Annotated in this window: 12 protein-coding genes; 8 read left to right on the top strand and 4 right to left on the bottom strand. The window is 64.1% G+C overall.

The features are described from left to right. The first annotated feature begins 228 nt into the window (after positions 1-228). Complete coding sequence (locus tag ACIBCN_RS42265; RefSeq protein WP_396998230.1) at positions 229-441, top strand: winged helix-turn-helix transcriptional regulator; 213 nt, start codon at positions 229-231, stop codon at positions 439-441. 257 nt (positions 442-698) lie between these two features. On the opposite strand, the gene ACIBCN_RS42260 is transcribed toward ACIBCN_RS42265, so the two are convergent. Both ACIBCN_RS42260 and ACIBCN_RS42255 read right to left on the bottom strand, forming a co-directional pair. Next, entirely contained in the window at positions 699-1,574 is an 876-nt protein-coding gene (locus tag ACIBCN_RS42260; RefSeq protein WP_396998222.1) for an NAD(P)-dependent oxidoreductase, read from the bottom strand. Positions 1,575-1,606: 32 nt separating this feature from the next. Next, positions 1,607-2,176, bottom strand: a complete 570-nt coding sequence (locus ACIBCN_RS42255) for an NADPH-dependent FMN reductase (RefSeq protein ID WP_396998221.1) — start codon at positions 2,174-2,176, stop codon at positions 1,607-1,609. Between the two features lie 97 nt (positions 2,177-2,273). Here ACIBCN_RS42255 and ACIBCN_RS42250 point away from each other — a divergent pair, with 97 nt between their 5' ends. Beyond that, the gene (locus ACIBCN_RS42250) at positions 2,274-2,723 is read left to right on the top strand and encodes a MarR family winged helix-turn-helix transcriptional regulator (RefSeq protein WP_396998219.1); all 450 of its coding nucleotides are present in this window, start codon (positions 2,274-2,276) and stop codon (positions 2,721-2,723) included. A 152-nt stretch (positions 2,724-2,875) separates the two neighbouring features. Here the strand turns inward: ACIBCN_RS42250 and ACIBCN_RS42245 are convergent, their stop codons facing one another. Further along, entirely contained in the window at positions 2,876-3,283 is a 408-nt protein-coding gene (locus ACIBCN_RS42245) for a nitroreductase/quinone reductase family protein (protein ID WP_396998218.1), read from the bottom strand. Positions 3,284-3,675: 392 nt separating this feature from the next. Between ACIBCN_RS42245 and ACIBCN_RS42240 the strand changes: the two genes are divergently transcribed. The 5 genes from ACIBCN_RS42240 to ACIBCN_RS42220 all read left to right on the top strand — a co-directional run bounded on the left by ACIBCN_RS42240 (position 3,676) and on the right by ACIBCN_RS42220 (position 7,263). Next, the gene (locus ACIBCN_RS42240) at positions 3,676-3,981 is read left to right on the top strand and encodes a hypothetical protein (protein WP_396998217.1); all 306 of its coding nucleotides are present in this window, start codon (positions 3,676-3,678) and stop codon (positions 3,979-3,981) included. Positions 3,982-4,413: 432 nt separating this feature from the next. Next, the gene (locus tag ACIBCN_RS42235) at positions 4,414-5,286 is read left to right on the top strand and encodes a hypothetical protein (protein ID WP_396998215.1); all 873 of its coding nucleotides are present in this window, start codon (positions 4,414-4,416) and stop codon (positions 5,284-5,286) included. 163 nt (positions 5,287-5,449) lie between these two features. Then, complete coding sequence (locus ACIBCN_RS42230) at positions 5,450-5,674, top strand: hypothetical protein (protein WP_396998213.1); 225 nt, start codon at positions 5,450-5,452, stop codon at positions 5,672-5,674. 152 nt (positions 5,675-5,826) lie between these two features. After that, positions 5,827-6,363 carry a GNAT family N-acetyltransferase gene (locus tag ACIBCN_RS42225; RefSeq protein ID WP_396998211.1) on the top strand — a complete coding sequence of 179 codons (537 nt, stop codon included), beginning with the start codon at positions 5,827-5,829 and terminating at the stop codon, positions 6,361-6,363. 225 nt (positions 6,364-6,588) lie between these two features. Beyond that, positions 6,589-7,263 (top strand): class I SAM-dependent methyltransferase, encoded by a 675-nt coding sequence (locus tag ACIBCN_RS42220; protein ID WP_396998210.1) that lies wholly within the window; start codon positions 6,589-6,591, stop codon positions 7,261-7,263. A 424-nt stretch (positions 7,264-7,687) separates the two neighbouring features. Here the strand turns inward: ACIBCN_RS42220 and ACIBCN_RS42215 are convergent, their stop codons facing one another. Continuing rightward, complete coding sequence (locus ACIBCN_RS42215) at positions 7,688-8,761, bottom strand: ArsR/SmtB family transcription factor (protein ID WP_396998209.1); 1,074 nt, start codon at positions 8,759-8,761, stop codon at positions 7,688-7,690. On the opposite strand from ACIBCN_RS42215, the gene ACIBCN_RS42210 reads away from it, so the two are divergent. After that, a complete protein-coding gene (locus tag ACIBCN_RS42210) occupies positions 8,716-9,978 on the top strand; it encodes an MFS transporter (RefSeq protein WP_396998208.1) in 1,263 nt (420 codons plus the stop codon). The two genes, ACIBCN_RS42215 and ACIBCN_RS42210, sit on opposite strands and share 46 nt — an antisense overlap. Positions 9,979-9,994: the final 16 nt, after the last annotated feature.

Genomic DNA, 9,994 nt, shown 5'->3' with positions numbered 1-9,994 from the left:
CGGCACTTCGGACAAGCCACAACCCGGACTCACCACTAACCAGACTAACCCCGACCTGCAAACCACGCCTTGACACGAGAGGGGAGCCATTACCGCGCGTTCTCAGGACCGTGGTCGACGTGCTGGCCAATAAGTGGGTGCTCTACGTCCTCGGCCTACTACGCCGCTACGACCGGCCGCTGCGCTTCACCGAGCTGCGTCGCCATATCGAGGGCGTGACACAGAAATCTGACCCAGGCGCTGCGCAACCTCGAACGCGACGGTCTGATCAGCCGCACCGTTTACCCGACCATCCCGCCGCGTGTCGAATATGCCCTCACCGACCTCGGCGTCGAGGCCGGCGCCCTCACCACCGCGATCGCCGACTGGTCCCTGACCAACGCGACCCGCGTCCTGCAATCACGCGCGGCCTACGACGACAGACTCGCCGACCAGTCGTGACCTACCGCAGGACGCAAGTGGCACAGAAACCGCCCCTTGGTACAAGCAGGCTAACCCACAAGACCCCTGCGGAGTCTTGACCTGAAGGGAGCCATTATCGGACGTTCGCACGGCCAGATCCTGCGGGCGTCAAGCCAGTCGTCGACCGAGGGCCCGCCATCGGCTCGGCGCAAGGCAGTGTGGCGGAACGACTTCAGCGAATTCGGAACCAACGGGGCGGGATCCTACGGAGCATGTCCGGGAGCTGGACGTGCTGCTCAATGAGGTCGGCCGGTGGACCGTTGCCGGGTGACCTCGGCGACGCTCGCCCAGTCGAGGTCCGCGCCGATCTGCTCGACCGCGGTGGCGAACACGTCGTGCAGGGCCGGTCCGGTCGGTAGGTCGACGCCGAGTTCAGCGGCGGTGCCCAGCGCGAGGTTCAGGTCCTTCAATCCCAGGGTGGTGGTGAACCCTGGCGGGGTGTAGGTGCCGGTCGCGATGGCGTTGCCGTAGCCGCTGTACACCGCGCCCGGGAAGATGGAATCGTTGATCATCTCGACGAACTGCCCGGCGTTCAGCCCGGCGTGCTCGAGCAGGGTGATCGATTCGGACAGTGCCTGCAACGCGTGGAGGATCAGGTAGTTGACCGCGATTTTCCCCGTCGGTGCGGCGTCCACAGCGTCGCCGAAATCCCACACCCGTCGCCCGAGCGCGGCGAGCATCGGTGCCGCTGCGGCTCGGACCTCCGCGTCGCCGGAAACCAGCAGGGTCAGCTTCCCGGCCACCACCGCCTCGGGTCGGCCGACCACCGGGGCACTGAGGTAACCCCCGCCGTTCGCGGCGAACTCGCGAGCCGCGGCCGGACTGATCGTCGCGTGGTTGACGTGCACGAAACCCTCAGGCGCGGAGCGGATCCGGTCCGCGGTGAAGACCTGCCGCACCGCCGCTTCGTTGCTCAGCATCGAGAAGACCGTCCCGGTGGCGATCGCGTCTTCGGGGCGGTCGGCGAGCGTCGCGCCTCGCGCCAGCAGGTCGTCTGCCTTGGCGGCAGTCCGGCTCCACACGGTGACGTCGTAACCGGCATCGAGCAGTCGGCCCGCGATGGCACCGCCCATCTTCCCGAGTCCGATGAAGCCCACCTGGCGAGTTGTCATGATTGTTTCTCCGTTCTCCGCAGGAACTGCGGTTATGAGTTGCTGCCGAGCGCGCGCGACATTTCCGCACCGATCTTGCGCAGCAGTTCCCGGTTCGGGTGGAGCGTGGCGTCGAGGTCGCGCAGTTGCCAGTTTTCGTCCACGTCCTGCTCGGTGATGACGGCTTCGACGCGGGTGTCGAGCAGTCGCATGTGCAGTCCGCGTAGGACGCCGATGAGCTGTTCGGCGCCCCTGTTGCCGCCGTGGGTGCCGTAGGTCAGCACACTCGCGGGCCGGTCGCGCCATTCCCAGTAGAGGTAGTCCAGTGCGTTCTTCAGGACCCCCGGATAGCCCCAGTTGTATTGCGGGAAGACGAAAAGGAAACCGTGGTAGCTCTGCACGAGCCGGCTCCAGGCCCGGGTGTGTTCATGCTCGTACTGCTGCAGCGCGGCCCGGCGGGGTTCGTCCAGGAACGGCAACCCGACCTCGGCAAGATCGAGCAGGTCATAGTCGAGATCGCCCTCCTCTCGCAGAGCGTCGCGTGCCCAGGCGGCTATACCGGCGCAGATACGGGTGGGGCGGGTGCTGCCGATGAGGACCGCGACGCGTTTCTTGTCCGTCATAGGACCACTGCTTCCCAATTGTTCGTCCCACATACTATTCGTGTCACGAATCAAAATAGTTGGTATCGCGAACCGAATCAAGCTAACCTGGCCCACTGTGACCACTGACGCACCCGACCCGCCGGACCTGGTCGACGGGCTGATCCAGCTGTCGTTCATCCTGCAGGCGGTCCTGGGCCGCCTCGCCGGCCAACAAGGACTATCGGTCACCCAGTTGCGAATGCTCGCGGTGCTCGACGACCGCGAGATCGGAATGCAGCAGCTGGCCGGCATCCTGGAACTGGAGAAATCCAGCGTCACCGGCCTGGTCGATCGAGCCGAGCGGCGCGGCCTGGTACGACGGATCGCCGTTCCCGGAAACCGGCGCGCTGTCCATGTCACCGTCACCGCCGCCGGCCGAGCCGTCGTGCATCTGGTGCGCGAGGCGGTCCGAGCCGAGATCGGCGATCTGACAAGCACTTTGAGCGAGAGGCAGCAGGGTTCCTTCCGTCGATCGATCGAAACCCTGATCCTGCACTACGTCACCCAGCACGCCATTACGGTGTGAGTGTCCTCGGCGGGCCGGCTCGGCGGGCATACGGAACTCGGCATTTCAGGGCGTTGGGAAGCGCTGTCGGCCAACCGGTTTGGTCGATTGACCAACGCGCGCCATGCGGAGATACAGGACGTTTCTCGGAGGCCCCGCGGCCAGGCCACGAATCAACTGATTCGGGTGATCCGCAGCACCGGGATCCGTCGCCGTGTCTTGGTCTCGAACTCGGCGAAACCCGGTTGGACGGTTATGGCTTTCGCGAGCAGCCGGGTACGTTCTGCACCCTCGGTGGGCGTCGCTTCGGCCCGGTAGCTGTCGGCGCCGACCTCGACGGTGAGTTCCGGGTTGGCGACGAGGTTGTGATACCAGGCCGGATTCCGGTCGGAACCGGCGGCGGAGGCGACGACGAAGATGTCGCCACCGTCGGTGAAGTACACGACGGGGCTGATGCGCGTCAGGCCGGTCCGGGCGCCGACGGTGGTCAGCAATGCTAGATCGAACGTGGCGAATCGGCCGCCGACCCGGCCGCTGTTGGCACGGAACTCGGCGATGACTTCAGGGTTGTACTCGAACATTCCGTTCCGATCGTCTATTCGGATGTTGTTGCGGACAACGAGGATGCCAGCTCGGACACAAGCGATGATAACAAGACGGATCAGTCTCTTTTGTGAGACAGATCCGCCGAACGACTGCGCGACACCGACGCCACAGTCGGGCCATCGCCCGTGAAGTGAGCTACTCCAATGCTTTCGCCCTCGGCGTGGCCTTCACTCGGGCATCACATAATCGGCAGTAGCGGACGTTCGCGAGATCAACTGTGGGCCACCGACTTGTCCTCGATCGAACGCCCGCACGGCGGCATCACCGGATGTTCGAACCCATCAGTTCTCGTGGTTTGCGGCACGATCGGTGCATGGAGTTCATGCTAGCGGTGTCCGCCCCGCCCGACAGTCACCGATTCGCCATCATGATCGAGCCGGAGGCAATGCATTACGAGTTCCCGAAGGAAGGCAAGGTCGTGCTGACCTTCCGCGGACCCGATTCGATGCTGGCCGAACTGTCTCACTATCCGGATGCAGTGATCATCTGGCGGCCAGCAGATACCGAAGTCTGGGCCACGACCTCGGACGGGCGTTGTGAGCAGATCGCTGGCTTCGGCGATAATCCGGCACCTGGTCTCGATACTCGAGGGAAACCGCTGGAGCAACCCGCGAAGCAGCTGCTCGAGCGACTGTTCTACAACGAATCCGGACCGAATGGGCCTTCCCGCTGAGCAACTCGTTTCACGCTCCAGCGGGAGAGCGCCACGAACACACGCCCGTCATAGTCGAAGCCATCCGGTAAGCGCGCTGTCCTCCGCAGGAGTGTGCGTTGGAAGACCCTGTCAGCCAACCAATCCGGGCGATTGGCAACGCGCGCCCAGCGGCATTACCGCTCACTCTCGCCGACTGAAGTCAGCACGTTGAGTGGACGCCATCCTCGACGATCGCAGGTGCCCAAGCACTTCCCGACCGGCAACTGACGACCGGACCGATAGATTCCAGATCCCGACACAGCATCATGGGCGAGCGCCGATCCATCAGCTGAACCTAAACGAACCCAACTGGCCTAGGCAGGCAGCTGAGGCCTCGGACCGGAGGCTCAGTACGATCGGCGTGGGGTGCATTGGGATCCGCGACCTTCGCGTCGTGCCGTCTATCTCCCGATGTCGATGATGATCGCGAAATCCGCTGCTGCGGAATTGGTCTACATGTCGGTCGAGTCATGGGAGTACGGCTGCTGTGGAGAAGTCCCGGCCGAAGGCGGCTTGCTTCGCGCGGGTGTCACCGCGTTGCCGGACGAGGCGGGTGGGCAGCTTCCCGCGCCGCCCATACTGGACTGGGATCGTGACTTGGAGTTGGTGCGATTCACCAACTTCTCCGCTCGATGGGACCCGAAGTACGGGGACCCTCGTCGGCTGCCGATCCGGCTAGGCGTGTCGTGGCACAATCAGGGCTCTGTGGTTCCGGCGATCGTGGCAGATGTCGTCACCGTGTACCAGGAGTCGGTGTTATATCAGCTTTCCGGCCGGGTCCTGATCCCGATGCGCGACACCATGGAATACACGAGAATGGCTGCCGTCGAACGGTTCCCAGACTCCACCACACTCGCACAGGTACAGACAGTCGGCGCCCCGGTGCGAAACGTATGCGGTGCTCTGATGGGGGTCCGGTTACGCTCACGCCAGGAACCATCAGCCGAGGTCCTCATCGAGTACCGCGACCGGCTCGAGCGGGGCTCCCGATCAGTTGATCTCATCGGGCCGGCGGCCATGTTCGGGCCTGTAGTGCCCGGACGGGGCGATCGACTGTCGGTCGATCTATCGGATTCGCGGCTCAGAATGCTGGACAAACGGACCGACCTGTCCGGAGTAGTGCACGGGCAGGCTGGTCAGGTCAGCATCGTCAACAACCCCGGGCAAGAATGGTTCGACCTCGGCGACATCGCCCCAGGCGAACCAACGGACACGATCAACGCACCGCTGTATGTGAGACTGACGATCGACCCCAGCCGTCGGCCTGAACTCCCAGGCAATTGAGGACGTTCGTTCGAATACTTCGGCTTGCTTGCCAGTCCGGTAATCGGCTAGCCACTATCGGATGTTCGCGAGATCGGCTGGCGGCCAACGGCTACGGCGCGGCCGAGTGTCTCGAACGCGGCAGGAGCGGACGTCCGTTGGGTTCGGACATAGGGTGAGACTCATGGAGCCAGACAGCAAACTGGAGGACTTACGGTCAGTGCTCTCGTGCGTTTTCGAGAAGCTCGGTGCCGAGAGCCTTACCGAGCCCGACCAGGTCGAGTTGGTGGCGCGCGCCGAGGTGGTTCAGGACCAGATCGAAGCGATCCAGGACGTCGTCGGCGATGAGGAGCGCATCCGCATGCGGACTACGCCTGTGCCGGAGCCATCGGGTGATCGGTTGTTCTGAGCCGCCGCTGAGCCGCTCGGGTCGGGGCATTATCGGATGTGGCAGCCCCCTGCTCGAACGAGAACCTGTAGCTGGATGAGCGTCGGCCGCTGTGGCACATCGCTGCGGAATTCGGTTGCGGAGCTGCGGCTCCCAGGTGTGAGGTAGGCACCGTGACTGAGCTGCTGATGCCGGTATTGGAGGGCGAAGGGATTCGGTTGCGGCCTTTCGCGACGGCAGACGTGCCCCTGATCGTCGATGCGGGGCAGGATCCGTTGATCCCGTTGATCACCACGGTGGTCGCCCACGGCGACCAGGCTGATGCACAAGCATTCATCCGGCGCCAGCACCAACGGGCAGCGACCGGAGATGGGTGGTCATTCGCCATCTCGAATCTCGACACCAATTCCGCGCTAGGGCAGATCGGGCTCTGGCGACGAGACATCGACCATGGCAGAGCGTCGGTTGGGTACTGGATCGGCCGAGGCTATCGGCGCTGTGGTTACGGCGGGCGGGCTCTGCGCCTGCTCAGTTCCTGGGGCGCGACGCTGGAGGAAGTGTCGCGGCTCGAATTGAATGTTGAGCCTTGGAACGAGGGATCCTGGCGTGCCGCGGAATCGGCCGGGTACCACCGTGAGGGCATGCTTCGCAGGTGGAAGAAGATCGAGGGCGAGCCCCGCGACATGTATATGTATTCGCGCCTTGCCTGACCGGGTCACCACGACGATTCGGGGCGCGGGCTCAATCAGCGGCCGAGCCGTCCGAGCACCAGCCACGCCGGGCAGCCGTCGAGAGCCACCAACCCCGCAGCGCGTCAGTCAGTACTCAGCCAAGATCGCGCGTCATGCGACAGTGAGGATGGTTCCGGTCGCCGTTGGTTCTGCCGACAGCCAAATGCCTGGAAATCGGTGCGGGGCTGGTGATCTGATCGGTGCATGGTGCAGAGCGCATACGACCAGATCGCTGAGTGGTATGAGAACACCTTTCTAGCCGGTCAGCGAGCGCAAGGCAACGGGGATCCGCTGGGTATCCGGCGCGCGCTTGCTGAGCTGCTGGGGAAAGGCGCCGGGCCGTGCCTGGACATCGGCTGCGGCACAGGAATTTTCGCCGGTCAGATAGCTGAGCTCGGGTGGGTACCGATCGGTGTGGATCTGTCCGGTCGAATGCTGAGATTCGCGGTCGGCAGGCTGTCTGTCGTTCGAGCGGATGCTGCCAGGCTTCCGATCCGGGATTCGAGCGTGTCGGCGGCGGTGGCCATCATGGTCCACACCGACATGCCGGACTATGCCGCAGTGCTGTCCGAGGTCGCCCGCATCCTGCGTCCGGGAGGCAGCTTCGTCCATATCGGTGTGCATCCGTGCTTCTGCGGCGGATTCGCCGACCGCAACGATCCTGAAGCCGTTGTCATCCGGCCCGGCTACGCCGAACCGCACTGGACCAGGGCGTCATGGACAGATCTAGGACTCCGCGACAAGGTGGGTGCCTCGCATACGCCGCTACCGCATCTGCTGCGAGCATTCGTCCAAAGCGGACTGATTCTCCGGGACTTCAGCGAAGGCGGCGGCCCAACACCGACTGTGCTGGCAGTGAATGCACACAAGGCGTCCTGAACTTTCAGGACACACGCTCATCGGCATGTCCGGACGTTGGGAAGCCCTACCAGTCCAACCGATCTGACCGAGTGACCAACGCCCGCGCAGCGGCATTAAGCCCCCTGCTCGAGCCGCATGCAGTGGTCGGGCAGTTCGAGACCGCTCCGTGGCGGCCGCTCAAACCAACCAGCTACTGCGTGCCCTGAGCGCCGGACGAACACGATGCCGGTCGCCGCCATACGACGACCGGCACCACCCCGTCAGACGAAAATCAGCCTCCAGCAACACTTCCGACAGCATCCAGCTAAGAGCAACCTGCACCGTGATTCCGAAAATAGTTGTCGCACAACATCATAGAGAGGAGTCGTCGCCACCCACTCAATCCCCGTGCTACGCCTCCATTTATGCAGAGATGCTTGTCCTCCTGGGCGCCGCCGATCGGTTACTCCGAGAGGAGGCGAATGCCCAGGGCAGTGGTGACGTACAGGACGTTGCGCCCCGATCGTTCCCGAGCGACGAGTCCACTGTCGCGCAATACGCGGAGATGTTGCGACACCGCACTGGGTGTCACACCGAACATGCGAGCCAAGTCCGCGGTCGTCGCCGGGGATCGCAAGGATTCGAGCAGGTTGCTCCGCGCTCGACCGAGTAAACGGACCGTACTGCCCGGGGGCGTTTGCTTTCCGGCAGTCCACAGCGCCCCGATGCCCCGTGCCGGATACCGCACCGTGGTCTGGGTAGAGGTGCGGTTCTTGATCAGGACGTCGGGAGGGCCGAGAACGACCGGGATGAGAACGAGCCCACCCGGACCAAGAGTCACTGGACGTTCGGCCTGAAATCGCGTCCGCTGCAGAATCAGTCGCCCGTCGCGCCAATACAGATCCGAGTGCAGATCGGCGAACAACCGCTCGACACCACCGCTGACCAGATGTTTGGCGCGATAGCTGACGTCTGCGTCGAGCACGGCCCGGATACGTGACCAGTGCGGCGCGATGAGCCGATCATGTGCCACCCGCAATTCCGCGGCGATCGCACGCAATCCCTCGATCGGCCGCACGGCGAGCGGGGCAACGCTGTCCGGGGGTGTTTGCCCGAACACGCGGCGAAGGCTAGCCCGCACCTGACCGGCGCTGGTGCGTCGCAGGGCTGCCAGATCATCAGCGATCGACGACTGGGTGCCCACCGGTGCCGGGACCAAAAACTCAGGCCAGGTCGCTCGCCCGCTCGCGATCAGCGGCCAGGTAAATGGAAGATCGAGCGGGTCCGTGGCAAGCTCGTCAGCCGCCCATCGCAACCATGGCAGGTTGCTGGCCTGCCGCTGGCGGCCCGCCAGCTGTTGCAGACCGGAAATCGTCTCCGACAGAGGCGAAATCGCGAAGCGCGTCGCCGCCAACTCGGCAACGCCCAGCTCAATCCGCACCGTCATTACTCGAGTGTGTAGCACTGAGCTAAACAGTGTCGCGATGACGCGTGAACCCAGACGATCTCGACGTGACCCGGACAAACGCGGAACCACGCCTATCTCGCGCCTACTGGCGATCCTGGTGGGCGACAGGTATCAGCAACATCGGTGATGGCGCCTTCACGGCCGCGGTTCCGCTACTGGCAGTGACGATCACGCACGACCCTCGACTCGTGTCGGTCGTGGCTGCCGCGACGTATCTGCCCTGGTTGTTGCTGTCCCTGCAAGCGGGCGCTCTGATAGACCGGCGCGATCCAGTTGGCCTGATGTGGCGCTCGCAGGCGATCCAGGCAGCCATCGTCGGCGTCGTCGCGCTCCTCGTCGTATTCGGTCACGTCGACATCTTTGTGCTGGCCTGTGCGGGTTTCGGGTTAGGGGCATGCGAGGTCGTTTTCAGCATCGCGTCGCAGGCGATCCTGCCCGAGATTGTCGCGAAGTCGTTGCTACACAGGGCGAATGGCAATCAGCAGACGGCGGTAGCGGTCGGCAAGCAGTTCCTTGGACCGCCACTGGGTAGCCTCTTGTTCGCCGTTGCCGCGGCGCTGCCATTCGGGATGAACGCTGCCACCTTCGTTGTGTCCGCCGTGCTGCTATCGACACTGCCCAGGCGACGACGACCAGTGGTCGAGCATCGATCGATCGCGGCTGGCTTGCGCTGGTTGGCCCGTCACCGGCTGTTACGCACCCTCGCACTCCTGCTCGGCGCCAACACGTTCTGCGGCCAAGTCGGCAACGTCGCGCTCATCCTGCTCGCGACTCAGACGTTGCGGGTAGACACCGCCGGCTACGGTCTGCTGCTCGCAAGCGCCGCGATCGGCAGCGTGCTCGGCGGCCTGATCAACGCACGCATCGTCGAAAAAATCGGCGCACTCCCCGCGCTGCTCTGCGCACTCGCCACGAACGTCGTTGTCTTCGTTGGCATCGGGTTGAGCCCGAACGGGTTCGTGCTGGGTACCATGCTGGCCGTCAACGGCTTCGTCGTCACGCTCTGGAACATCGTGGCCGTCAGCCTCCGGCAAGAAATCGTGCCGACCGAACTGTTCGGCCGAGTGAGCAGCGTCTACAAGATGGTCGGGTGGGGATTGATTCCGCTCGGCGCGCTGACCGGCGGACTAGTGGCACACCTGCTCGGACTGCGCGCACCTTATCTCGTCGCAGGCGGACTCCGGGGGATCGCTTTACTGCTCGCGATACCCGCACTACTCCACGCGATGCGTGACCAGCCTCGACACACATCAGATAGGAATTCGGACTCGCCTGAGCCGAAATAAGCTGCCCGTGAATATA

Origin of the sequence: Nocardia sp. NPDC051052, assembly GCF_044456045.1 — a bacterium.
In the GTDB taxonomy this organism is placed as follows: domain Bacteria; phylum Actinomycetota; class Actinomycetes; order Mycobacteriales; family Mycobacteriaceae; genus Nocardia.
The sequence above is the reverse complement of the archived record's forward strand: the minus strand, read 5'-3'. Positions and strand labels throughout refer to the sequence as shown.